27 protein-coding genes are annotated in these 22,819 nt (G+C 42.2%); 5 read left to right on the forward strand and 22 right to left on the reverse strand.

Going from position 1 to position 22,819, the window contains the following annotated elements; genetic code table 11:
- Positions 1–158 precede the first annotated feature (158 nt).
- From deoC to udp, 3 genes are read right to left on the reverse strand one after another with little or no spacing between them, the layout of a single operon-like run.
- A complete protein-coding gene (gene deoC / locus ACVRYP_RS03780; RefSeq protein ID WP_447467492.1) occupies positions 159–830 on the reverse strand; it encodes a deoxyribose-phosphate aldolase in 672 nt (223 codons plus the stop codon).
- A gap of 24 nt (positions 831–854) precedes the next feature.
- Positions 855–2,057 (reverse strand): NupC/NupG family nucleoside CNT transporter, encoded by a 1,203-nt coding sequence (locus tag ACVRYP_RS03785; protein ID WP_447467439.1) that lies wholly within the window; start codon positions 2,055–2,057, stop codon positions 855–857.
- Positions 2,058–2,080: 23 nt separating this feature from the next.
- A complete protein-coding gene (gene udp, locus ACVRYP_RS03790) occupies positions 2,081–2,860 on the reverse strand; it encodes a uridine phosphorylase (protein ID WP_447467440.1) in 780 nt (259 codons plus the stop codon).
- A 150-nt stretch (positions 2,861–3,010) separates the two neighbouring features.
- Between udp and ACVRYP_RS03795 the strand changes: the two genes are divergently transcribed.
- Entirely contained in the window at positions 3,011–3,766 is a 756-nt protein-coding gene (locus tag ACVRYP_RS03795; RefSeq protein ID WP_447467441.1) for a GntR family transcriptional regulator, read from the forward strand.
- Between the two features lie 204 nt (positions 3,767–3,970).
- On the opposite strand, the gene fni is transcribed toward ACVRYP_RS03795, so the two are convergent.
- The 10 genes from fni to tsaB all read right to left on the reverse strand — a co-directional run bounded on the left by fni (position 3,971) and on the right by tsaB (position 12,159).
- On the reverse strand, positions 3,971–5,047 hold the full coding sequence (fni, locus tag ACVRYP_RS03800; protein ID WP_447467442.1) for a type 2 isopentenyl-diphosphate Delta-isomerase: 1,077 nt from the start codon (positions 5,045–5,047) through the stop codon (positions 3,971–3,973).
- Between the two features lie 12 nt (positions 5,048–5,059).
- A complete protein-coding gene (locus ACVRYP_RS03805) occupies positions 5,060–6,154 on the reverse strand; it encodes a phosphomevalonate kinase (protein WP_447467443.1) in 1,095 nt (364 codons plus the stop codon).
- On the reverse strand, positions 6,144–7,163 hold the full coding sequence (mvaD, locus tag ACVRYP_RS03810) for a diphosphomevalonate decarboxylase (RefSeq protein WP_447467444.1): 1,020 nt from the start codon (positions 7,161–7,163) through the stop codon (positions 6,144–6,146). The genes ACVRYP_RS03805 and mvaD overlap by 11 nt, the downstream gene beginning before the upstream one ends.
- Before the next feature lie 18 nt (positions 7,164–7,181).
- A complete protein-coding gene (gene mvk / locus ACVRYP_RS03815; protein ID WP_447467445.1) occupies positions 7,182–8,156 on the reverse strand; it encodes a mevalonate kinase in 975 nt (324 codons plus the stop codon).
- A 351-nt stretch (positions 8,157–8,507) separates the two neighbouring features.
- Positions 8,508–8,993, reverse strand: coding sequence for a GNAT family N-acetyltransferase (locus ACVRYP_RS03820; RefSeq protein ID WP_447467446.1), 486 nt, complete (start codon positions 8,991–8,993; stop codon positions 8,508–8,510).
- Positions 8,994–9,317, reverse strand: a complete 324-nt coding sequence (locus ACVRYP_RS03825) for a branched-chain amino acid transport AzlD family protein (protein WP_447467447.1) — start codon at positions 9,315–9,317, stop codon at positions 8,994–8,996. It lies immediately after the preceding gene.
- Positions 9,307–10,005 (reverse strand): AzlC family ABC transporter permease, encoded by a 699-nt coding sequence (locus ACVRYP_RS03830; protein ID WP_447467448.1) that lies wholly within the window; start codon positions 10,003–10,005, stop codon positions 9,307–9,309. The genes ACVRYP_RS03825 and ACVRYP_RS03830 overlap by 11 nt, the downstream gene beginning before the upstream one ends.
- A 22-nt stretch (positions 10,006–10,027) precedes the next feature.
- Complete coding sequence (gene tsaD / locus ACVRYP_RS03835; protein WP_447467449.1) at positions 10,028–11,035, reverse strand: tRNA (adenosine(37)-N6)-threonylcarbamoyltransferase complex transferase subunit TsaD; 1,008 nt, start codon at positions 11,033–11,035, stop codon at positions 10,028–10,030.
- Positions 11,036–11,045: 10 nt separating this feature from the next.
- Positions 11,046–11,489, reverse strand: a complete 444-nt coding sequence (rimI, locus tag ACVRYP_RS03840) for a ribosomal protein S18-alanine N-acetyltransferase (RefSeq protein WP_447467450.1) — start codon at positions 11,487–11,489, stop codon at positions 11,046–11,048.
- Positions 11,467–12,159, reverse strand: a complete 693-nt coding sequence (tsaB, locus tag ACVRYP_RS03845) for a tRNA (adenosine(37)-N6)-threonylcarbamoyltransferase complex dimerization subunit type 1 TsaB (RefSeq protein WP_447467451.1) — start codon at positions 12,157–12,159, stop codon at positions 11,467–11,469. Before tsaB ends, rimI begins: the two co-directional genes overlap by 23 nt.
- 394 nt (positions 12,160–12,553) lie before the next feature.
- On the opposite strand from tsaB, the gene ACVRYP_RS03850 reads away from it, so the two are divergent.
- From ACVRYP_RS03850 to ACVRYP_RS03865, 4 genes are all read left to right on the forward strand, one after another.
- Complete coding sequence (locus tag ACVRYP_RS03850) at positions 12,554–12,784, forward strand: DNA-dependent RNA polymerase subunit epsilon (RefSeq protein ID WP_447467452.1); 231 nt, start codon at positions 12,554–12,556, stop codon at positions 12,782–12,784.
- 3 nt (positions 12,785–12,787) lie between these two features.
- Positions 12,788–14,467, forward strand: coding sequence for a ribonuclease J1 (gene rnjA / locus ACVRYP_RS03855; protein WP_447467453.1), 1,680 nt, complete (start codon positions 12,788–12,790; stop codon positions 14,465–14,467).
- A 168-nt stretch (positions 14,468–14,635) separates the two neighbouring features.
- Positions 14,636–15,286 (forward strand): Maf family protein, encoded by a 651-nt coding sequence (locus ACVRYP_RS03860; RefSeq protein WP_447467454.1) that lies wholly within the window; start codon positions 14,636–14,638, stop codon positions 15,284–15,286.
- A 39-nt stretch (positions 15,287–15,325) separates the two neighbouring features.
- On the forward strand, positions 15,326–15,883 hold the full coding sequence (locus ACVRYP_RS03865; RefSeq protein WP_447467455.1) for a 3'-5' exonuclease: 558 nt from the start codon (positions 15,326–15,328) through the stop codon (positions 15,881–15,883).
- Positions 15,884–16,324: 441 nt separating this feature from the next.
- Here ACVRYP_RS03865 and ACVRYP_RS03870 read toward each other — a convergent pair whose 3' ends face one another.
- From ACVRYP_RS03870 to ACVRYP_RS03910, 9 genes are all read right to left on the reverse strand, one after another.
- Positions 16,325–17,590 carry a tyrosine-type recombinase/integrase gene (locus ACVRYP_RS03870; protein ID WP_447467456.1) on the reverse strand — a complete coding sequence of 422 codons (1,266 nt, stop codon included), beginning with the start codon at positions 17,588–17,590 and terminating at the stop codon, positions 16,325–16,327.
- Between the two features lie 90 nt (positions 17,591–17,680).
- Positions 17,681–17,941, reverse strand: a complete 261-nt coding sequence (locus ACVRYP_RS03875) for a MerR family transcriptional regulator (protein WP_447467457.1) — start codon at positions 17,939–17,941, stop codon at positions 17,681–17,683.
- Positions 17,938–18,654 (reverse strand): replication protein, encoded by a 717-nt coding sequence (locus ACVRYP_RS03880; RefSeq protein ID WP_447467493.1) that lies wholly within the window; start codon positions 18,652–18,654, stop codon positions 17,938–17,940. The genes ACVRYP_RS03875 and ACVRYP_RS03880 overlap by 4 nt, the downstream gene beginning before the upstream one ends.
- Positions 18,655–18,823: 169 nt before the next feature.
- A complete protein-coding gene (locus ACVRYP_RS03885; RefSeq protein WP_447467458.1) occupies positions 18,824–19,426 on the reverse strand; it encodes a hypothetical protein in 603 nt (200 codons plus the stop codon).
- Entirely contained in the window at positions 19,426–20,511 is a 1,086-nt protein-coding gene (locus ACVRYP_RS03890) for a type IV secretion system DNA-binding domain-containing protein (RefSeq protein ID WP_447467459.1), read from the reverse strand. The genes ACVRYP_RS03885 and ACVRYP_RS03890 overlap by 1 nt, the downstream gene beginning before the upstream one ends.
- A complete protein-coding gene (locus ACVRYP_RS03895) occupies positions 20,511–20,831 on the reverse strand; it encodes a hypothetical protein (protein ID WP_447467460.1) in 321 nt (106 codons plus the stop codon). Before ACVRYP_RS03895 ends, ACVRYP_RS03890 begins: the two co-directional genes overlap by 1 nt.
- Before the next feature lie 198 nt (positions 20,832–21,029).
- Positions 21,030–21,479 carry an RNA polymerase sigma factor gene (locus tag ACVRYP_RS03900; RefSeq protein ID WP_447467461.1) on the reverse strand — a complete coding sequence of 150 codons (450 nt, stop codon included), beginning with the start codon at positions 21,477–21,479 and terminating at the stop codon, positions 21,030–21,032.
- 383 nt (positions 21,480–21,862) lie between these two features.
- A complete protein-coding gene (locus tag ACVRYP_RS03905) occupies positions 21,863–22,372 on the reverse strand; it encodes a double zinc ribbon domain-containing protein (protein ID WP_447467462.1) in 510 nt (169 codons plus the stop codon).
- 12 nt (positions 22,373–22,384) lie between these two features.
- Positions 22,385–22,741 carry a zinc-ribbon domain-containing protein gene (locus tag ACVRYP_RS03910; protein ID WP_447467463.1) on the reverse strand — a complete coding sequence of 119 codons (357 nt, stop codon included), beginning with the start codon at positions 22,739–22,741 and terminating at the stop codon, positions 22,385–22,387.
- Positions 22,742–22,819 lie beyond the last annotated feature (78 nt).

A 22,819-nucleotide genomic window follows, 5' to 3' on the forward strand; every position in this document is an offset into this window, starting at 1 on the left:
ATGGATGGAAAGAAGCCGGAACATCGTGTACACAGCTTCTTCTCATTCTTATATGTCTTAAAAATCAAACGGCTAACTGACGACTTCAGCACATCTTTCCAAAGTCTTGGTCAAAAATGAATGAAACCATCCTCGCACCACTATCCGACAATAGAGCCTTAATAAGAGCCTTCTTCCACCTTTTGATGTTTAACGATTTTTATAATACGACTGGTTCCTAAACGTGATGCGCCTAGCGAGATAAATTTTTCGGCATCCTCTAAAGAAGAAATCCCACCAGCTGCTTTAATCTGAACATCTTTACCAACATGTTCTGCCATTAAAGCAACGTCTTCAAAGGTTGCACCAGCTGTTGAAAAACCTGTAGATGTTTTAATAAAATCTGCGCCAGAACGCGTCACTACACCACAAAGTTCAATCAACTCTTCTTTGGTTAATTGACAGGTTTCGACAATGACCTTCAAAATAAGACTGCCACAGGCCGCCTTAATCTGCCGAATTTCGTCTTCAACGGCCGCATAATCTCCGTTTTTAACATCGGTCAAGTTAATAACCATGTCAATTTCAGCAGCACCGTTTTTGATAGCATCTTGGCATTCAAATACCTTGGTTGCTGTCGTACTGTAACCATTAGGAAATCCAATAACAGTGCAAATCGCTAGTTTCCCTGAAACATAGTCCGCTGCCTTCTTAACATAAGAAGCAGGAATACAAGCAGATGCTGTATGGTATGCCATAGCATCATCCAAGATGAGCCTTATGTCCTCCCACGACGCTGTTGTCGTTAATAATGTATGGTCTACTTTATTTAATATCTCTTTCATTTCCATCATATCATCTCCTTATTTTTTAACTTAAAATAGTGTCACAATGCCCACGATAAAGGCGCTCAATAAACTGACGGCAATCCCCCCAATCATCGAACGAAAGACCAATCGTGCTAAGGTGCCACGTTTTTCTGGGCAGAGTACTGCAATCCCAGAAACACAGATTCCCAAACTAGATAGATTAGCAAAGCCACACAATGAAATTGTTGCGACTAAAGCTGTACGGTAATCTAAAGACTGAATTAAATTTCCTAACTGTTGAAAAGAGACAAATTCATTTAAAATGAGTTTGCTACCAAGCAGATTCCCTTCCAAGAGAATGTTTTGACGATCAAATCCCATCAAGAAGCCGAATGGCGCAAAAATATAGGAAAAGATCTGTTCTAAACGAATACCAAAAGCACTTAGCAATAGATTTATGAGAGAAACCAGGCCAACAAAGGCAATGAGACTAGCTCCGATTGAAAAGGCCATTTGAGCTCCCGTACTAGCTCCCTCAGCAACCGCATCAATAACATTAGCGTTATTGCCTTTATTATCCATTTTTATGTCGTCAATTTTTTGAACAGGTTCAGTTTGAGGAAGGAGTATTTTTGCAATTAATATACTGCCAATCGGTACCATTGTTGAAGCAATCAGTAAGTATTCCATAGGAATGCCTAGGGCAATGTAGCCACCAAGAATGGACACAGACATACTCCCCATCCCTGATACCAGAACGACCATTACCTCACTATCTGTCATCCTTGCTAGGTACTTACTGACCAAAATCGGACTATCTGTTTGGCCAAGAAACATGTTAGCAACCGCAACAAAACTTTCAACCTCGGAAGATTTCATTATCTTTCCCACTCCTTTACCAATCCACTTGACGATAAAACCGAGAACACCTAGGTAGTAAAGTAAGCTGACGAGGGCCGATAGGAAAACGATATTCCCCAGAGTTTGTATCGCAAAGATAAAACCTGTTTTTGCACCACTGTCTGCCAGTGAGCCAAACACAAAATCCAGACCTGCTTGGCCACAGTTAATGACCTTGGTAACTCCTTCTGAAACCAGTTTAACAAGCTGTTGCCCAAGTGGAATCCGGACCAAAACGATGGCGATAACAAATTGTACCAATAATGCCTTTCCAATCAAACCAAGTGAAATGTGACGTCGGTTAAAGGAAATAGCATATACGATACCTAAAACCAATAAAATACCAATAATACCATAAACGAATTGCATGGCTTCCTCCATTTAACTGTTTCTTATTTCGCTTTATCTTCCTCAATAAGTATACGAAGCGCTTCTACTGCAACTTGGATAGCTGCTTCTGTGTCATGAACCATCGGATTATCCATACCTAGAGCATTTCTTTCTTGGTTTCCGACAACAAGGAAGTCTGATCCACAGCGAACTCCCAAATGACTAGCTGCTACAAAAAGAGCTGCTGATTCCATTTCGGACGCCTTTGTTCCCAGACGCTTCCAAGCTTCCCATTTATTGAGTAATTCATAACTAACAGGCATCCGTTCTGGTTCATGTTGACCATAAAAGGCATCTTTACATTGGACCACACCAGCATGGGTTGTATAGCCTAGTTTTTTAGAGGCATTTACTAAGGCATTAGTTACTTCTAAATCAGCGACAGCTGGAAATTCTATGGGCGCGTACTCTTTACTAGTTCCTTCCATCCGAATAGCACCTGTTGCAATAACAATGTCCCCACCTTTAACGTCGAGATCAATACCTCCACAGGTTCCAACACGGATAAAAGTATCTGCACCGCACAACCTTAACTCTTCCAGGGCAATAGAAGCTGAAGATCCACCGATACCTGTTGATGTGACACTTACTTTTTCACCATTTAAAGTTCCTGTGTAAGTTACATACTCGCGGCTATCTGCTATTAGTTCAGCATTATCAAAATGCTCTGCAATCTTGGCACACCGTTTTGGATCTCCTGGCATGAGCACATAGCGTCCCACATCACCCGGGCGAATCTGTAAGTGATACTGTAATCCGACTTCACCAGAATAATTTTGCATATTTAAGACCTCCTATATGTCTTGTTTGTTTTTGTTATACTTGTATAATAACATACAAGTTGTATTTTGTAAACGCTTTTTTATCTTTTTGTTGATTTTTTTTCATTATTTCATTAAAATAGCCTATAAATAGACTTTTAGGAGGCTAATATGCCTAAAAATGAATTAGATACCAAATTAAAAAAATTAAAACATGTTCAAGTCTACAATCAAATTTTTAAACTGATTCAGGACGGTATATACACACCTGGCATGCAGTTGCCTTCTGAGCCCGAACTAGCAGAACAGCTTAATGTCAGTCGTGCCACCCTCAGAAAGTCATTAGCTCTCTTGCAGGAAGACCATTTGGTGAAAAATGTGCGAGGTAAAGGGAATTTTATCAGGGACTATTCAACAGAATCAGATAGCAAGATGGGCTTAGAATATTTGCAACATCCTATAAAGGCTTGTATGTCTCTTGACATCCTTGAAACGGAACTAGAGTTTCGCCTCGAAGTGCCTTCTGTAGCAGTTGCTTCGTCCTTAAAGCACGAGACACCTGTCGTGGTTATTGCTGATCGCTGGTACCATACAGAAAATGGCCCATCTGCTTATTCTTTATCTTTTGTCCCTATTGAAGTCATTTCTGACTTAGAGATGACCTTGCACGACACTGTCGAGTTGGCACATTTTCTTGAACACCGTCTTTATCAATCTGATATTGCCAACCATTCTCAAAATGACTTCGTTTACACTCAGTCAGGAAATTTCAGTGCGACAAAATACACTCTTTCTAACCATGATCGTTTCATTCTCATACAGGAAAATGTTTATAATAAAGAAAAATTGATTGTCTCAAGTAAGCATTATATTCCAATTGAGTACTTCGAATTCTCAATTACATCACGACGCTCTAATCATCAGTAATATCGGCTGAAGTTGGATAACTGCCATAACAACAAAAAACACCCCTCTAATATTTAGGAACAAGTCCTAAAAACTAGAGGGGTGTTTTAAGATAAACTGTCATCGTGATAATAGGCAAGAAGACTATAATTAGATAAGAAAATACACACCTGCCTAAGTTCGACTAAAAATAGGTGACTGCGCAGAAGTTTAGAAGTTAGCCTTTTATATTTTGGAGCTTCGCGCGGCATAAATCTGCGCGTCAATACCACGGGCTTGGGCCCAGTGGTATGCGCTAGCTGGCAAGACCAGATCGGTCTGGCGCAAATCGGCAATTCTTTTGGCGCCTAAGATGGTCATGAGTTCACGAACTTGGTCCTGCATAGCCTTAACTGTCTCGATAGCTGTATCCAGACTATCTGGCTGGCGCACCCACTGAAGGGCCTGTCCCGAAAGACCAACCAAGTCTGCCCCGAGGGCCAGACATTTAACGACATCGAGGGCATGATGTACCCCGCCAGAGGCAATCATTTGTGGACGCTTGTCCGCTGGCAAACTCATTGCTTCTAGCAAGCTCTCTACAGTCGTTAGCCCCCAATCTTCTAGAAAATCATATTTAGCTATCGTTCTGCGGGCATTTTCGATACGGGCAAAGTTAGTGCCACCGCGACCGGAGATATCCACTATCTGCACCCCACGCTGGTAGAGGTCAGCGATGGTTTCTCTACTCATGCCAAAGCCGACCTCCTTGACAATGACAGGGACAGATAGATTGGCTACAATAGTTTCCACATTATCTAGCCAGCCTCGAAAGGCACGCTCCCCTTCTGGCATCACGATTTCCTGAGGGACATTGACATGGATTTGCAGGGCATCGGCTTCTAAGAGATCAACAGCTCGCTTGGCATTTTCAAGGCCATGGTGGGCCCCAAGATTAGCGAAAACTAAGCCGTCGGGGTTTTCCTGCCGGATAATTTTAAAGGAGGCTGCTGCCTCAGGGTCTGTCATGGCAATGCTGACAGAACCTGTTGCGAGAGCTAGGCCTGTCTCCCGAGCAAGTACCGCTAAGCGTTGGTTAATCTTGGTGGTTTGAGGACTGCCTCCTGTGATAGCATTGATAAAGAAAGGGGTTGAAAAATCAAGGCCTGCTACTTGGGTGTCAGCCGAAATGTCAGCCACATCTACCTCCGCAAAAGCATGGTGGACAAAGCGCACCGCTTCTAGATCAGGTCCAGATGACGCTTGGTATTGTTGATTGGCAAGGCCGACATGCTGGTCCTTGCGGTTCGTTTGCTGGGTCATAAAGGTTCCTCTTTAATCCGTAATGGGTGCAAGGGAGAGGTCAAGCGGTAAAATACCTGCTCGTTCCCAATTAGTGGTGATTTCTAAGGCCTGCTCTGCTGTTTCAACTAAGCTAATCCCACAGTCTCCTCCACCTGCACCAGAGGTTTTACTGGCTGCACCTGCTCCCTCTGCAATAGCAATGAGCGTCTCCAATAGAGGAGTCTCAAGGAGAATCCCGCGTTGCTTGGTGTAAGCCAAAAGAAGCTGACGATTCTGGCGTATGCCCGCTAAAATAGCCTTGGTCTTTCCTTGGTAAATGGCAGCAATCAAGCCATCGACGCAGGAGTGGCTATCAGCTAGGAAAGCCTGATGAAGCTGATCGGCCTGTTCTTCTGAGAGGCCTCCTTGCATTTGCCCCACCAAATGTTCTGTAGAGACCGGGGTTTTGGTCCAGCCAGCTAAGAGCTTGAGAGATTGGGGCAAAGGCAAACGCTCAATCCGTAGATTCGGCCAATCTTGGTCAATGAGAGGCAAGATAGACTGCTCTGCCATTTTTCCTAACAACCAGTCTCGATCTGGTCGTTGGTAGGCAATGAGTCCTCCAAAACTTGAAGCTGCCAGATCGCCCATGGAGCCTCTCATTCCGAGTCTCGTATGAGTAAGGGCTGCAAGCTTATAGAGGGTTAAGGCTGGTACTGGGCAGTGGTAATAAGCAAGGATGCCCCGTAAAACAGCCACGGTCACAGCGCCACTTGAGCCCAAGCCATATTTTCGACCTGTACTGGTATCATCTAGATGGCTAGTGATTTTGAGGCTATAATAGTCATCTACGAAAATATCTTGACTGCTGACATAGTCTTCAGCCATCTGCATAGCTCTAACAACTAGGGCATAGGGATGGTCCTCCTGAAACTGAATCCTGCCCGAAGAACGGGTCCAAGCCAAGGTAAGATTAGGATCTTGCGAGGACTGCAGACTCCCTTGGTCAGTGCTCGCTGCCACGGTGACCGTTAAATACTTATCAACTGCAGCTATGATGGCTGGCGCTCCTTCGACGACGCCATACTCACCTGCAATAAAGAGTTTACCGGGAACCTGGACCCTTACCTTATCTTTAGTCGTCATAAAAACGTCTCTCACTTTCCCGCCACTCTTCTTCTGTTAAGTAATAGGCCGCCTGACCAGGAAGGCTGGTAATGATTTTTTCCTTGGGGAAATCCTTAGCCAATTCCGCAACCAAACGCTCCATCTCAGATGCTCGGCACAACACTTTCACATTGGGCCCAGCATCCATGGTCATATAAGCTGAAAGTCCTGTAACCTCACGAATTTGTCGCACGAGATTCTGAACACGCAAGGTTTCTGGCTCAAAATAGGTAAACGGTGGATTAGCAGATAAGGTTGTCGCATGCATTTTCATACCGTTGTGCTCAGTAATCTGGCCCACGGTCTGAAAATCACGCGCTAGGATGGCCTCCTTAATTGCTACCAAGTCATGTTTGGCACTTTCTTTCCATGCCTCATAAAAAGGCGAGGTGGCTACCGTATGATCCATACCTATCCGACTTGAGATTGTTTTTTTGGAGGTATTGATAGCAAGAACAATCATCCCCACATCCCAACTAGCATCATCTACGGGTCGTGCAACTGAGTTTTCTGATGTCGTCCCCATATCCCATTCGACAAACCCTCCAAAAAGGGAACGAGTGCTAGATCCTGATCCCCGTCTCGCATAAGTCGACAAGGTTTCTCGGTCTAAGCCGAGGCCCAAGGCTTGATTGACCGCCATAGCTAGGGCCGCAAAAGCTGAGGCTGAAGAGGCTAGACCTGCTGCAGTAGGCACAAAGTTATAAGATAGCACTTGGGCTTTCCGCGTTTCCTTGAATGCCTTGCGAAAAAGATCCAGAAGTTGGCTAATTTTGATCACTTCAGAATCCGTTTGATTTTGCCCATTGAGGACAAACTGATCCTCTGTTAAGTCCTCATCAAAAATCACTTGAGTGTCTGTGTAAAAAGCGTCTAAGGTTAGGGAAAGGGAGCTGTTCATTGGTAAAAAGAGGGCCTTATCCCTCTTTCCCCAGTATTTAATCAAGGCAATATTGGTATGGGCACGCGCTCGTCCTATGGCTATCATCTTATCTCCTTGTCAGTTTCAGATTAGTGAGAAGCTCGCCTTTGCTAGAGATTGAACCCAGGTCTGGCTAGCACCTTCTTGTTCGAGAGCTTGGGCGATAGAGTGAGCCTGATCGGCTGATGAGGCTAGAGCAATCATACAACCACCACGGCCACCACCTGTTAATTTTGCTCCAAGAGCTCCTGCTTCTCTGGCCGTTCGTACCAGATGCTCTAAGGAATCATCCGAAACACCAAGGTCATAAAGATACCCTTGGGCACGATTCATCAGCTTTCCTAAGCGATTGATATCTCGATCTAGTAAGGCTTCCTTGCTAGCGGCAACAAGCTCGCCCAAAATCTCAATATGCCCTTGCGGGCTAAAATAAAGGTCCGCACCACCCTGATTTTCTATGTCTACCCAGTCCGCCACATGTTGGACAGCTTCAAGGGTATGACCAATACGCCCAGTATCAGCCACTACTAAATAACCCGGCAAATCGACGTTTAAGATTTCAATCGGCTGTCCTTTGACAAAGTAGACCGACTGCTCCCGACTGATCGTGGTAACATCAACGCCAGAAGGATTCCCATGGGCAATTTTTTCTGAGGATTGGGCAATATCCCAAAGCTCACTTTCAGTTAGCTCCTTTTCGTAGGACGCAAATAAGGCTCTAGCAACGGACACTGCCACCGCTGCACTCGACCCCATTCCCCGCTCTGCAGGAATGGTTGAGGTTATCTCGATTTTTATAGCGGGGTTTTGCGATACCCCTAGGCGATAGAGAGAAAACCGAATGGCATGTTTTAAACTTTCATAGACCTTGGGCATCTCATGAACCAAACCATCATAAAAGGCGCAGTTAACCGTTAAGTCTCCCTCTCCTTCTGTAACGGTTGTCAATACTTCAACCGCCTCAAAAGGTAGGGCAATCGCTGGTTTCCCATACACCACCGAATGCTCTCCCATCAGTATAATCTTGCCACTGGCACGTCCTTGTGCTGTCTTTGCCATGTCTCTTTTATCTCCTCTAAAGTTCAGGACAAAAAAGGTTCAAACCCTTGTCAAATCAGCTCCTAGCGATAACCATTGTTACCGAAGTCATCCCATTCTCACTCTTATTCGCTCAAATCGGAAGTGCAGAAAAAACCTGAACGCTATCCTTAGAAAATCTTCAAAAACGAAAAACCTATCCTAACGACTGATAGCAGTCTCCCAGTCAATAGAAATCCTAAGATTTGCACACCTTCTGTGATCTTGTCGCAACCATTCCTTGGAATTTTACCTCAAATTGAATCACCCTATTATACCATGTTTCCCTGGAATGGTTTTGGAAAAATGGAGGAGAGAAGATTAGCGTCTCCTCTAAAGCTTTCTGTAATAGCGCAAACTATTGACTTTATCTGGATGAGGACCATCAAGAGCAAACTCCTTAGCTTCATAAAAAGGAATACCCTTTTGATTACCTGAAGTGACAGACACCCATTGCTCCTTAGCACCTAAACCGACTAACTCAGTTGTTACTGCTTCTAAAAGACGGCTACCAATCCCTTCTCCTCGACGCGCCGGATCAAGGTATAGTACAAAAAGTTCGCCAACAGTATCAGCAATCAGACCGCCGCCAGCTGCTCCAATGACTTCCCCATTTTCTAAAGCCACATAATAGCCTGTCCATGAATGATTATGGACAGTCACCTCTTTTTCCAACCTTTTGAGGTTATAGTATTCTTCAATCACTTGGTCAATGTAGTCAGTGTCATGAATGTCCTGATAGGTCGTACGCCACCCTGCTGAACAAACCCTTTGGATTCCTTTGATGTGGGATTGGTCTGCTTTTTGAAGCGTGATCATTTAAAACACCAACCTTAAAAAGGCCATGAGGACAACACCCACACCGACGGTAAAGAGAAGGTTTTTATAGCGAAAGGCAACCCAAATCACAACAAGGCTTGCGACCGTTTCTAAGGGGAGTAATTTTGGAAAACCGCCTGAGGACACATCAAACAAACTGGAAAAAGTTAAGGCAAAAATAATGGATACTGGTAGGTATTTTAAAAATTTGAGGATTTTTTCTGGCAATTGAACCTTTTTTAAAAGAGCAAAGGGCAGTAATCGTGGAATGACAGTGACCAAACTGGAAACCAGAATGGCTGATAAAACATAGCTATTTTCCATCTAAATAAACCCCCATTGCACACCCTAAAAGCGTCGCCGTCAGTACGGCTAAAGATTTGGGCAAAACCAAAGACATACCCAAAAAACTGGCCCCAACAACCAACAGAATTTTAAAAATAGTACTACAGCTATCTGTTTTCTCTAAGGCTCTGAACTGAGATGCGAAAATCCCGATAAACATGGCAACTAAGGCATAATCTAGCCCCAGCATATAAGGATCTGGCACTCGTTCCCCAAGTAAGGCACCTAAAAAGGTCGCCCCTACCCAAACCGAATAACTGAGGATATTGTTCCCCAACATCCAGTCAGGCGACAGGTTTTGGTCTCGAATATCCTGTCCCAACATAACACCGTAACTTTCATCCGTCAGCAAACTACCAACCCCTAAGGTCTTGACCAGACTCATTTGAGGAAACAGGGTAGCTGTATGCAGTCCCATCAAAAAATGACGCAGGTTGATGAGGAAAATGGTCAGGGCAATGGCCTGCAAACTAGCCCCTGTTGCCAACAGACTTACCAAGGCGAACTGGCCTGAGCCAGCGTATATCATTAAACTGCTCAGCAAAACAAGGAAAGGGGAGACACCTTCAGTCGCACCAATTATCCCCAGGGCCATTCCGATTCCTAAATAGCCCATCCCTGTTGGAATGGCAGCCTTCAGGCCCGCACGAAATGTTTGTTTATCCATCATACTTCCTAATTCTATTCCTTTACAAGGATTCAAAGGCCAAACTCGGACGAGCATTTAAGGACCAATCTGCAAATTGCCCCTTTTCATAAGCAACTGCCGCTGCCAGCGCAATCATGCCTGCATTGTCCCCACAGAGTCTCAGAGGAGGAATGATGACCTCCACATCCTTGATGTCCGCTGCTAAGCGCTCACGCAAGCCTTGGTTGGCTGCCACACCTCCTGCCACAACTAAGGTTTCAACAGGATAGCGCTCAAGTGCTTTTTGGGTTTTGGCTATGAGAACATCCATAACGGCCGCCTGAAAGGAGGCTGCTAAATCTTCTTGAACCAAATCTTCACCTTTCTGGGCGGCATTATGATGGAGATTGATAAAGGCTGATTTTAACCCAGAAAAGGAAAATTCCAGATTGTCTTCCTTCATCATGGCCCGAGGGAAATTGTAGCTATCCTGACCCTGATGAGCCAGCTCATCAATCAGTCGACCTGCGGGATAAGGAAGCCCCATCACACGACCGACTTTATCATAAGCTTCTCCAACAGCATCATCTCGCGTTTCACCGACAATTTTATAATCACCCGGCGCTGCAACATAAACTAATTCCGTATGGCCCCCGCTGACCAATAAGGCGAGGAGCGGATAATCCAAAGGCTGAACGTGACGAGCAGCCATCAGGTGTCCGGCCATGTGGTTAACAGGAATCAAGGGCAGACCATGCGCCCAAGCAAAGGCCTTGGCCGCTGACACCCCAACGAGCAGAGCGCCAACAAGGCCTGGACCTTCAGTCACCGCTACCGCCGACAAGTCTTTGGCAGTAACACCTGCCTCCTCTAGGGCCTCGGTGATACAGGCCGTAATAACCTCAACATGGTGGCGACTAGCGACCTCTGGCACCACACCGCCAAAGCGCTGATGGCTCTTGATTTGACTAGCGATGACATTAGATAGAAGCTCGTCCTCGTTTTTAAGGACGGCAACACTAGTTTCGTCACAAGACGTCTCAAAAGCTAAAATATATCTATCACTCATGTTCTCATTCTCATTTTTCATTCTGGTTTATCTGTGCAGACCTTGCCATCAAGAGGGCGTCTTCTGTAGGGTTATGGTAATAAGCCTGACGTCTACCGACTTCTTTAAAGCCCTGTTTCTGATAGAGGCTGATGGCTGATCGATTGCTGGCTCGGACCTCTAAAAAGATGGCCTCTGGTCTATCTTTTAAAGCCTCAAGGAGCTGACGACCATACCCCTTTCCTTGGTAATCAGGTAAGACTGCCAATTGTGTGATTTCCAGCTCTCCTGACAGGTCTTGAATCGCTAAAAAGCCGATGACTTCATCTGCTTCTGCTAGTGCAAAGTAGGTTGTCTCAGGACGTGCTAAGTCAGCCGCAATCTGCTCCAACGTCCAGGGCGAGACTCCATAAACAGCTGCTAAAATCTCATGCACGTCGGAGGCTGTCAGGCTAAACCCGTTTAATATAGGCATCTCGGTCCGTCTCCTCATGATTTTTGAGCCAATTTTCCTCAGCCTCGACACGCTTGAGGTATTGAGGCTCAAAGCGATCAATGTCGACAGGTTCTAAGCTGGCTCCCAAACGCCCTAAGTGATAAGCTGAGGGCAGGCTCGGTTTGACGCTAGCGTTTGGAAATACCTCTAGAATCTGCTCCACAAAGTTTTCCGTCTCGCCAACAAAGGTCAACTGGTCAGGGGCTATTTGGCCAAGTTTTGTTAATACCTGCTCAAAATTGCGGTATCCATCAGGTTCAACAGCTCTGCCATTTTCATAAAACCCAGTGTACACGTGGTTACGTCTAGCATCCATCAGGGGCACAACAAGACCAGACGTTTCTTCGCTAAGGAGGCCTTGGAGAGAGGATACACCAACCAGGTCAATGGCCAGTGCTTGAGCTAGCACCTTGGCTGTTGCGACCGCTATCCTAAGCCCGGTATAAGACCCAGGCCCGTGAGCCACCACAATCCTGTCCAAGTCCGCAGGCTTCCAGTCAATTTGAGCTATCAAGAAGTCAATTGTTGGCATGAGAGTGACTGAGTGGTTTTTTTTAATATTAAGGGTTGCTTCTGCCAATAGTTCATTGCCAGATAAAAGAGCAACAGATAAGGTTTTGTTCGAGGTATCTATAGCTAAAATATTCATTCTATTCCCTTTCCCTACGATTCGGTCTATCATTTCTATGACCGAAGGATCACCCTCTATTTTACTAAATAAATGGCAAAAAGGAAACTTGAACCGCCTGAACCTAGCTTTTCATCTTGAAGCCAGAGCTAGTCGACCTAGAAAGAGGAATATTAGGAGTATATGTTCACTATCTGAAACTGAAAAAAGTCCTCAAATTTCGACCAATCCCTGTTAAATCGTTTTCCTTCGTTTCTGCAACTTGCTCATTTTCCTAAAACTATGATATAATTTTAGTACGATTACATTCAGGTCAATTTATTACCCTTAATTGGATAACCCCTTCTCAGCTTGTGTTTACGAGCTGGGCATTTTCCTACAGACAATTTTGACCGTCACTAATGAAAGGAAACCTATGATTTACAAAGTTTTTTACCAAGAAACAAAAACAACTAACCCTAAGCGAGAAATGACGAAGGCTCTCTATCTCGAAGTAGATGCAGCTAACGAATTGGAAGGTCGCATTAAGGCACGTCAAGTTGTTGAAGCCAACACTGCTTACCATATCGAATTCATCGAGTTGCTATCAGATAAGCATCTCGCTTATGAAAAAGAGACTGGTGCCTTTGAATTAACGGAGTTTTAACCTATGTCCACTATTAACCTAAAGCCTGAAGAAGTCGGCGTATACGCCATCGGCGGTCTGGGTGAAATCGGGAAAAACACCTACGGCATCGAGTATCAAAATGAAATTATTATCGTTGATGCGGGAATTAAATTCCCTGAAGATGATTTGCTAGGGATAGACTATGTCATCCCTGATTATTCTTATATCGTTGAAAATATTAACCGTGTCAAAGCCCTCGTCATCACTCACGGGCATGAAGACCACATCGGTGGTATTCCCTTCCTCTTAAAACAAGCTAACGTGCCAATCTATGCTGGACCGCTAGCTCTTGCCCTCATTCGTGGCAAATTGGAAGAACATGGCCTATTGCGAAACGCCAAACTACACGAAATTAACCATAATACTGAGTTGACCTTTAAACACCTCAGTGTTTCCTTCTTCCGTACGACCCACTCTATCCCCGAACCGCTAGGGGTGGTCATTGATACCCCTCAAGGGAAAATTGTCTGCACGGGTGACTTTAAATTTGACTTTACCCCTGTTGGTGAGCCAGCTGACTTACATAAAATGGCAGCTCTCGGCGAAGAGGGCGTGCTTTGCCTTCTGTCTGATTCAACCAACGCTGAGATTCCAACCTTTACTAATTCAGAAAAAATGGTTGGCCAGTCAATCATGAAAATTATCGAGGGCATCCATGGACGGATTATCTTTGCCTCCTTTGCCTCCAATATTTTCCGTCTCCAACAGGCGGCAGATGCTGCAGTCAAAACAGGACGTAAGATTGCTGTCTTTGGACGATCCATGGAAAAAGCCATTGTCAATGGGATTGAGCTGGGTTACATTAAGGTTCCTGAAGGGACTTTGATTGAGCCAAATGCGATCAAAGATTACCCAGCTGGTGAAGTGTTAATTCTTTGTACAGGAAGCCAAGGAGAGCCTATGGCCGCCCTAGCCCGTATCGCAAACGGAACTCATCGTCAAGTGACCTTGCAACCAGGTGATACAGTCATCTTCTCCTCTAGCCCAATTCCTGGCAATACGACCAGTGTTAACAAATTAATCAACACCATTACCGAAGCTGGTGTTGATGTCATTCATGGTAAAATCAACAACATCCATACCTCAGGTCACGGTGGTCAGCAAGAGCAAAAACTCATGCTGCGCCTGATCAAGCCCAAGTATTTCATGCCCGTCCACGGGGAATACCGCATGCAAAAAATTCATGCTGGCCTTGCCGTTGATACTGGTGTTCCTAAAGAAAATACCTTCATCATGGAAAATGGAGATGTCTTAGCGCTAACCAAGGATTCTGCCCGTATTTCGGGTCACTTTAATGCTCAAGATATCTATGTAGACGGGAACCGCATCGGTGACATCGGAGCCGCAGTTCTGCGCGACCGCCATGATCTCTCAGAAGATGGTGTTGTCATTGCCGTTGCTACTGTTGATTTTAAGACCCAGATGATTCTGGCTGGTCCAGATATCCTCAGCCGTGGCTTTGTTTACATGCGGGAGTCTGGTGAGCTGATTCGCGAAAGTCAGCGTCTGCTCTTTAACGCTATTCGTGTCGCCCTCAAAAACAAGGATGCCTCTGTTCAAACAGTTAATGGTGCTATCGTAAATGCCCTCAGACCTTTCCTATCTGAGAAGACTGAGCGCGAGCCGATTATCATTCCAATGATTTTAACCCCTGATAAATAACGATAAACAAAAAGGCAGGCATCTGGTCAGAATCACTGACAGGGCTTGCCTTTTTTGTCCAAAACTTCTAGCATCCGCCAGACCAAGAACAAGGCAGCAGTACTTTAGAGCCCATCACCGAAGAAATAAGGTCTGCCCATTTAACCCAAGAAAGAGAGGCAAATAGCCGTGTCTTTTGTCTACAATTACGAAAAAAGGGGCCATTTGCAGCCCTTTCATCACGTTACCCTATTATCAGCGTTACCGCGTCGCAAAGCGTTATTGGCCTTCCTTAACCCAGATATTTGTCCAGTAACTATTGATGAACGCGTGATTGAAGAGCAGTTTATGGGACTCTTTGCCGATAAGGATTTTTTAACACGCACCGCTATGACCTGCTGTGAAATTTCTAAAGCCAAGTCCAACCGGCCCTTATCAGAAGGTACTCTTTACATTTCTGCCGACACCATCGTCGCCTCTGAAGACGCCATTTTAAATAAACCAGCGAACTTGGTCCAAGCTAAGCAAATGCTCCTGTCCTATTTAGGGAAAAGCCACTATGTGGTCACATCAGTCTGCCTCAGGACAACAGACTACCTCGATGTTTTTTACACCCTTGCCGAGGTCACTTTCTCCCCTTATTACCCTGCATTAGAAACGGTCATTGATGATTATGTCCATCAAAAACAACCACTGGATAAGGCTGGCGCCTATGGCATTCAGGAACTAGACCCTAGACTCATCAGTAAGATTTCAGGCGATCTTCATACCATCATTGGTTTTCCAGTAGCTGAAACGAGCCTGAGACTTTTTGGTGGTCAAGAGACTTCCAACTCATGATGGTCTGGCACAATACCTACTCAAAAACAAGAAAGGGCTATGATGGTATATCAAAGAGAATTTAAAGGAAAAAGCCTCCTCCTATTTACTTCTAACTATACCGTTGTTGATATCGAAACAAACGGTAAAATTGGAAGACTGGGCAAAATCATTGAAATTTCTGCCATCCGCATCAGAAATAATGAACCTGATGCTCATTTCTCGACACTGATTAATCCCCATGAAAAACTGAGCCCTTTTATTAAACAGTTAACTGGTATCACAGATGACATGGTCAGCGGAGCCCCTGAAATCAGAGAGGTTCTGAAAGAATTCAAACGGTTTTTAGGGAATGACATTGTCCTTGGACACAATGTTCATTTTGATGTCAACTTTTTATATGACCACTCTTATCGCTTTATTAGCGAGCCCTTCCCAAATGACATGATTGATACCCTGAGACTAGCTAGGCGCTATCTGAGCCTTCCTCGAAATCGTTTAGATGACCTAGTAAGCTATTACCAATTCGACCAACGCTCCCTTCACAGAGCCTTGAACGACTGCTACCTAACCCATCTTGTCTACAAAGCCATGAGAAAAGATTATGAAAACCTATGAGTGACTGGATTGAAGCAAAATTGGAGCTTTTGACAAGTTCACTCAGTTATTAGTATCATAAAAACCCGTAAACCCCCACATTTACACATATAATATAGCGGAATAAAAGTTGTTTTTTCTACCCTAGTGCTACAAGTAGTAAAATGGATAAAGATCTATCGGTTCGTCATTTCAAGATTGTCATCCATAACACCTCTTAAATAATCTGCCATTATAAGATAATTGAAAGAGATAAAAGCTCAACATATGGCAATACACTGATTTTGGCAAAACAAAAAACCGCTTAAAATAGGCGGTTTTTGCTGTCTAGTGACACGTATTGAAGGTCTACTTCACTTCCGTAAAGGTTTATTAGTGTTATTTCAGCATGCTATAAACGTTGGTATATCAACGTTTTTGAGTTCATATCTAATAAAATGTAGTCAAAAATGTAGTCATTTATTAGGACGTAAGTTTTGCAATCTCCCTGAGGTAAATACTAACAGCTTCAGACTTTTTCTTTGGTGCGAGTTCAGCATAGGTGTCCATAGTTGTCTTGATTGACTTATGTCCCATTCTGCTTTGGAGTTCTTTCCAGTTTGTACCTGCATTAAGCATCATAGAGGCGTGTGTGTGACGAAACAGATGGAAACCATAATCGGGCAACCCAAGTTCTGAGAGACGCTTTTTAAGTGTTGTTCGCTCGTTTCTATCGCACATATAATTTCCATAGATAGTTGGAAAAATAAGGTCTGTAGGTGGTAAATCGTGCTTTTCAAAGTAAGTATTCATTTCATTGTGAAAATCCCTAAGGTCTTCCAATGTTTTTCTAGGAACGGGGACCCTGCGATTCCCTGAGTCTGTTTTAGCACTATTTTTGCAGACAACTTCACCCTTGAACCTAAGTTTTTTATTGGCAGCTCTCCACATTAGTGTTTTGGTAACAATAAGTTCATTGTTATCAAAATCCAGGTCATGAATAGTCATTGCAAGTAGCTCATTGATACGCAAAGCAGAAGCTAGTAAGGTATCACAAATGACCTTAAATCGTTTATTAGCCCGTGTATTCGGTAAGGTGCTTAGATAGTTCAACCAAGTTGCTAAATCGTCTTCGTGTAACACCATAATACGTTCTTTAGATGGTTTTGGTTTTGGGGGGATTTTTATTGTTCTAGCTGGGTTATAAGAGAGTTCAAAGTTGGTAATACCGTAGTCGAAGATATCACTTAATTTATAGATAACAGCCCCAAAATCTTTGGCATGTCCTTTTTTAGACTTTTTAGCGCCTGATTCCACAGATTTCTTTGATTGTTGAGCAAGTTTGTTCACCCATACTTGAATATCAACAGATTTTATTTCCTCAGGCTTATAAGTACCAAATTTTGGAATGATATAAGTATCTAAGTATCCTCTAACACGGTTGATAGTATTTTGTGAGCTCACCCATGTTACAAAGCTAGTGAACCACGTTTCTGCGAGTTCTTCAAAATTATTGATGACAAGAGTCTCTTTTAAGGTAGCCCCTTTTTCTTCAAAGTCTAGTCTAGCCTGCATGATTTTTCGGTCAAGACTTCGTAAAGTTTTGGCAGTGATGGATGAAGTGACTTTTTTACCAGTCTTGCTATCAATTCCAAGATAAACGCCTCGTTGAGTGTAGCTGATAGTTCCGTTATTTTTTGTTGTCTTTGTTACCTTTCGATTATTGTGAATGATAGTTTCTTTTTGCATATTAGCCTTCTTTGTTCGGATATACAAAAGGCTAAAATAACAACCTCACATGCATTTGATGTGATAGTTCTATTTTAGCACATTTGGGGTTTAAGGGGTTAAATAATGTACAACATCATCTAACTTATAGTAGATGGTGCGAGTACCTTCGATTGGTGGCTCTAGTCGCTTCAAACCCTTACTTTCCCATGTTTTAAGGGTGTTAGGTGAGATTTGAAGAATAGATAGCAATTCTTTTTGAGTAACAATGCTATTACTTTTTTGGGTGTGCTCTTGTTGTTTCATAATAGTTAATAAGCCAATAAGCAACTGTTCGATATGTTTTAATTTTTCAAATTCAGGAGAACTCATCTTTCTCTCTCCTCTTCTTTAGAATCTTTTTTCTTTTGATGTTGTCGGCGATGAAACTCACGTGTGTCCGCCTCTTCTTTTTCTACTTTTCGCAGTTCGTTGATACGTTGTTGACGGTTATAACGAAGAGAATCTAACAGTTTCGCAAAAAAGTAGGGTTTTTGAAGTATTGCTTTCAAGAGAAGAGGATCATTCGCACGTGCATAATTGACCACGCTGCCAAATTCCACAAAATCATACTGATTGATAATATCGATTGCTCTTGCCAAAAAGTCTTCTTCATTGTTTTCTAAAATAAATTTATCCAGATCGAAGCCACAGCCTGATACAATATCATTAATATTATATTGTGTTTTCTGCTCATCATTTGCATGTGTAAAGTAGTCATACAATCCTTTTGGTGAGTGGACAACTTCGATATGAGCAGGTGTATTAAGCTTTTCTACTAACAACCTACTTACCTGAAGTTTACTTTTAAGAGAATCAAAGAAAAAGGCTCCATGCCGGTGCATCTTTTTGAGTTCTCCGGTTTCTTTATTAATATCTTTATCATGCCAAGGGCTAAGGATATAAGGGATGTGTAGAGCGTCTAAAATTTCAATAAAATTTTCAGGAGCGCTATCCTGATAAAGGATGAAAGTCCATTTATTTGAACGCTGTATGCTCCAATTTTGGATATTCTTTGAATTATCTAGTGCTTGTTTAGTAATCATTTCTTGATCCGTTGTGTTATCTACTATTTGTTTTGTCATTTACTATACCTCTTTTTGTGATTATTGATTATTGATTCAATGGGGGTCGTAGTGACCCCATTGAATCAAGATTAGGGTTGCAAGAGAGTCTTTCTGACTGTTGCTTCGCCAGTCAAATACTCTCTTGATGTTATCGTTTTGAGCCCTTAAACCATAAATTATTACCAATGCGAGTAGGTGCAGAAAAGTAATATTCAGGGTTATAATTTGAAATTTCTTCTTTGATATGTTCCTCCATTTCTTTAAAGAGTTGCTGTGCTTGTTGCGTCTTTGGATACTTCAAAAAGACTAAAATACTATTTTTTCTTTTATCGACCGTACATAAATGAGTAATCTTGTTAAAATCTTTACTCACGGTAGGATATGCAGTATTTAAGAAGCGATTATGGATAGAAGAAGGTGCTTCAATCTGTATAAGAAATTGTCGTAATTTGCTGGTCTGTTGTATTGATTTAATGAAATTAGAAAGACTGTCTGTTGAAAATCGATGTACTATTTCGATTGAAAGAAGAATTGATAAGATGACCAATAGAACTAGAGACAGTAACAAAAGTACCAAAGTAACTTTTGTTGAAATTTCTTGAATATTGATGATTACTTTTCTATTAAAAATACTTGCATGGAACCCAAAAGGGATTACGAAAGAGACAAATGATAAAAACCAGAGTAGCCCGATGAATTCTAGTAGCCGGAAATTTACATTATATGTTTTTTGAAAGAAAGATTTTTTCATTACAAAATACCTTTCTTTGTATAGTATGTTGGACAGAGTAGGGGTAGGACTTGATATGGGTGTTCGTTGTCGATAACTTGTATTAATCCTGTGCCGTGACCTATCGGAATAACGATACCTTCTATATCAGTGTCAGGGAAGAGAAATTGGGTCGTCTTCGAGTTGATGGTGCCTATCTGAATTACTACGTTCATCTGTTCCCTTACGGAGATTGGAATGGTAGTGTGGTCGAATCGCTGACTCACCAAGAAGAGATGTATTTTGGTAGCTCGACCCAACAAGGCAATCTGTGAGAGCAGAGAGAAGAAGGCTTCTTTAATATTCTTATTGACTCCCTCTGATAGAGCGAGTACTTCGTCAATAACAATGGTTAGATGGGTAAATTGATGGTTGGGGTTATCATATAAGATAGCTTGTCGTTTCTGAATGAGGGTGACACATTGGCTTAATTGCTCATTGACTTGTGAGACAAAGTCTGATTTTGAGCGGTTTTCTACTGGGTGGATAACAGCAATTTTATTTTCTCTTGCCCAACGACTTGGGGTATCGAATTTTGGGTCAATGATAATTAAGTCAGACATATGTTTTAGGACGCTTAGGAAGTAAGTGAGAGCGTACGATTTCCCAGAACCAGAGGTTCCAGCAATAGCCCAATGATTAACTTTATCTAAATTGAGTTCAAAGTTCTTCATGATAGGAATTTTTCCCTGAGTTAAGCTAGCTGAAAAGCTATCCAAATCAGGAATGACTAAGCGTTCTGAAATCCCCTTTTTCCAAGGAAAGTAGAGTCCACGCTGAACATGGATGTCATCAGTCTTGAGTGGGACAAAATAAGTGGCATTCTGTTTCAGAAGTGTGTAGTGAGGGTATAGAGATGCGTTAGCTATCAAGAAGATTTTATTGTAGAGGTCATCATCTAGGATATAGGCGCAAGGAAGCCTAGGAATAAAGATGAAGCCATCTTCTTGAATTACGATATTGAAGCTATTAGTATAGCTTGTTTCGCCCTGCATCAAAGCTCCGAGAGCCATGTTAAGACTCTGGAGCAGATAGGATTGCAAGACGGTATCACTTTTAGATACCATTATTTAACCTCCTTGATGCTATCAGCTTTGAAGTAAACGTTGTAGCGAACCTCAACGGCTTGTAAGTTATCGAATTCAACCAAGCTCAGAAAATCAGGAAGTTTGACCTTGTTTTCAAATTTAACTTGGAAGGGTTCAAGCCCCTCTTGGATAAAGGTTGCCTTGTAAGCGATAATTTCACCAGTCGGCTTTCCATCCTTGAACCGTTGTTGCGGTTCCAATTCTGTACTGATAGAATATATTGGTTGATTCTGATTGATGATATTATCAGCCAATGTAGTTGTATAACCACTTTTTGTGGTTTTCATTTTGAATGCCATAGAGCAGTTCCTCCTATATTATGGAAAATAAGTGAATACGACATGCTCGGTTTGAGGTCATGAGCTGGACTTGATTACTGGGTTGTCTAATCACCTCCTCGTTACTAAGGAGAATGAGAACCCAAAATGCAAAGTTTCTTTGAAAAAAATTTTTATCTCATAAAAATCCAGTGTTGCGTGAACACTGGATTGTAGGGATTAGCTATAATCTGCTAAAAGAGGAGTTAATTTTTTAAGTGCTTTAAGGTAGCGGGATTTGACGGTTAGATCACTCATTTTCTGGTGATGTTCGGAGATATAGCGAGCTGTTGCTCTATAGCTGAGCCTTTGTTCAGCAATCATTTCGACAATATCACGGTCAATAGGTGAAAGGGTTTCTTTAGCTTTTTGAATGTCCTGCTTTAATTCCTTCAGAGTTAGTGCCTCTTCGGGATTCAGACTGGAACTAGCAACTAACTCATGGCGTTCACGTTGCTTACCATTATTTAGATAAATATTCTCTTCTAGACTTCTTTTATTGTGATAACGGTCACGACGTTCGGCATTCCTCTGTTCCTGCTCAAGAAGATGAGTTACTTCTTTCCAATCACTAGCTTTTGCGGCTTCCTCAATTCTTCGCTCACGGCGTTCTGCAACTTTTTTGTACATTTGGGTTCCTCCAAAAAATTATTTCTGTAATCCAAAATCCCAAGAGAACGCAAAAAAGGCATCAACATATTTGTTGATGCCCTGCATATCTTTAGAATATCTGAGTTACATGATTAGTATGCCATAATCACGTGGAAATAAAAAAATGCCTGGAGGAATTTTTGAGTAATGTTTGTCAGAAGTATTTTATGAGTCGCTTTTAGAATACAAGTGAAGTGAACTAGCTATGAGGTAAGAGCTAGAATGTCATACTGGTAATAATTCTATAAGGTTTAATCAGTTGTATAACAAAAAGCCCGCAACAGACCATATACTCTGTTGCGGGCTTACTGAACTATAAGGATAATGAGTATCTTGAGTTCTTCTATCTCTTTCTAATTATTCTATATCCTATTTCCACACTCTACACAGAATAGTGCTCCATCAGCTAAAATAGAGCTACAATTCGTACAAAATTCAGAACTTTTATTGACTGTATCAATAGTTTCTCGAGCTGTAACAGCTACGGATGAAGTTACTACCTCTATTGAATTTTCATCCGCTGAATGATGAAGATTCAATCCACAGTGTGGACAAAATGTTAAACCTTTCTCAATAAACTTCTCACATGATTTACATTGCTCGGTTTTTAAAGAGATATCTATAGTTAAAGATTGAATTGTTTGCTCACATATAATGAGCTGAGAGATAAGTTCCTGGAATTCATTGTCACTTACATCTCTATATTTTTCATAGTATGCAGATCCTAATTTTTGAAATAAAGTATCTTGTTTGCGCTTTTCTTGCAGGATGACATTTTGATTTTTGACAGTTTGTGTTAATTCATGAGTTTTCTGGCTTGCAATATTTTTTACATCTGTAAGCTTAGCTGAAAGTTCTTCTAAAAATGACATCATTAATACTCCTTACCAACCACCAGTAGATATGGAAATAAAACCTAGGAATGCTATAACAAGAGTAATCAATAGAACGATGCGGTGCAAGGATGGATTCGTTGTTCGCTTCAAACCACGAATACCCGCTATGATTGCACCAATTGATATAATGAAAGCAAAACCTGGATTGCTATTTTTCATAAATATTACTAACAAATTTAACCCCACGCATAAATAAGTATAAAAGTCGGGGTGCGAACCTAGTTTTGGTTGTGAACTACCGCTATAATTTGAATTGGTGGATTGTTGGATATGAAGTATATGACCGCACGACATACAAAATTTATTGTCAGTATTATTTTGAGTTCCACATTTTGGACAAAACATTCTATTTTCCTCTTTTTCTATATTTTACTTCCCAATTCTACATATCCTACGGATTGCTATTAGGTTATTAACTATTAT

Source organism: Streptococcus rifensis (assembly GCF_053203525.1).

Excerpts from the sequence above, each read along its gene's own strand:
- deoC (WP_447467492.1), bottom strand. The coding sequence starts at position 830 with ATGGAAATGAAAGAGATATTAAATAAAGTAGACCATACATTATTAACG.
- ACVRYP_RS03785 (WP_447467439.1), bottom strand. The coding sequence starts at position 2,057 with ATGCAATTCGTTTATGGTATTATTGGTATTTTATTGGTTTTAGGTATC.
- udp (WP_447467440.1), bottom strand. The coding sequence starts at position 2,860 with ATGCAAAATTATTCTGGTGAAGTCGGATTACAGTATCACTTACAGATT.
- ACVRYP_RS03795 (WP_447467441.1), top strand. The coding sequence starts at position 3,011 with ATGCCTAAAAATGAATTAGATACCAAATTAAAAAAATTAAAACATGTT.
- fni (WP_447467442.1), bottom strand. The coding sequence starts at position 5,047 with ATGACCCAGCAAACGAACCGCAAGGACCAGCATGTCGGCCTTGCCAAT.
- ACVRYP_RS03805 (WP_447467443.1), bottom strand. The coding sequence starts at position 6,154 with ATGACGACTAAAGATAAGGTAAGGGTCCAGGTTCCCGGTAAACTCTTT.
- mvaD (WP_447467444.1), bottom strand. The coding sequence starts at position 7,163 with ATGATAGCCATAGGACGAGCGCGTGCCCATACCAATATTGCCTTGATT.
- mvk (WP_447467445.1), bottom strand. The coding sequence starts at position 8,156 with ATGGCAAAGACAGCACAAGGACGTGCCAGTGGCAAGATTATACTGATG.
- ACVRYP_RS03820 (WP_447467446.1), bottom strand. The coding sequence starts at position 8,993 with ATGATCACGCTTCAAAAAGCAGACCAATCCCACATCAAAGGAATCCAA.
- ACVRYP_RS03825 (WP_447467447.1), bottom strand. The coding sequence starts at position 9,317 with ATGGAAAATAGCTATGTTTTATCAGCCATTCTGGTTTCCAGTTTGGTC.
- ACVRYP_RS03830 (WP_447467448.1), bottom strand. The coding sequence starts at position 10,005 with ATGGATAAACAAACATTTCGTGCGGGCCTGAAGGCTGCCATTCCAACA.
- tsaD (WP_447467449.1), bottom strand. The coding sequence starts at position 11,035 with ATGAGTGATAGATATATTTTAGCTTTTGAGACGTCTTGTGACGAAACT.
- rimI (WP_447467450.1), bottom strand. The coding sequence starts at position 11,489 with ATGCCTATATTAAACGGGTTTAGCCTGACAGCCTCCGACGTGCATGAG.
- tsaB (WP_447467451.1), bottom strand. The coding sequence starts at position 12,159 with ATGAATATTTTAGCTATAGATACCTCGAACAAAACCTTATCTGTTGCT.
- ACVRYP_RS03850 (WP_447467452.1), top strand. The coding sequence starts at position 12,554 with ATGATTTACAAAGTTTTTTACCAAGAAACAAAAACAACTAACCCTAAG.
- rnjA (WP_447467453.1), top strand. The coding sequence starts at position 12,788 with ATGTCCACTATTAACCTAAAGCCTGAAGAAGTCGGCGTATACGCCATC.
- ACVRYP_RS03865 (WP_447467455.1), top strand. The coding sequence starts at position 15,326 with ATGATGGTATATCAAAGAGAATTTAAAGGAAAAAGCCTCCTCCTATTT.
- ACVRYP_RS03870 (WP_447467456.1), bottom strand. The coding sequence starts at position 17,590 with ATGCAAAAAGAAACTATCATTCACAATAATCGAAAGGTAACAAAGACA.
- ACVRYP_RS03875 (WP_447467457.1), bottom strand. The coding sequence starts at position 17,941 with ATGAGTTCTCCTGAATTTGAAAAATTAAAACATATCGAACAGTTGCTT.
- ACVRYP_RS03880 (WP_447467493.1), bottom strand. The coding sequence starts at position 18,654 with ATGATTACTAAACAAGCACTAGATAATTCAAAGAATATCCAAAATTGG.
- ACVRYP_RS03885 (WP_447467458.1), bottom strand. The coding sequence starts at position 19,426 with ATGAAAAAATCTTTCTTTCAAAAAACATATAATGTAAATTTCCGGCTA.
- ACVRYP_RS03890 (WP_447467459.1), bottom strand. The coding sequence starts at position 20,511 with ATGGTATCTAAAAGTGATACCGTCTTGCAATCCTATCTGCTCCAGAGT.
- ACVRYP_RS03895 (WP_447467460.1), bottom strand. The coding sequence starts at position 20,831 with ATGGCATTCAAAATGAAAACCACAAAAAGTGGTTATACAACTACATTG.
- ACVRYP_RS03900 (WP_447467461.1), bottom strand. The coding sequence starts at position 21,479 with ATGTACAAAAAAGTTGCAGAACGCCGTGAGCGAAGAATTGAGGAAGCC.
- ACVRYP_RS03905 (WP_447467462.1), bottom strand. The coding sequence starts at position 22,372 with ATGTCATTTTTAGAAGAACTTTCAGCTAAGCTTACAGATGTAAAAAAT.
- ACVRYP_RS03910 (WP_447467463.1), bottom strand. The coding sequence starts at position 22,741 with ATGTTTTGTCCAAAATGTGGAACTCAAAATAATACTGACAATAAATTT.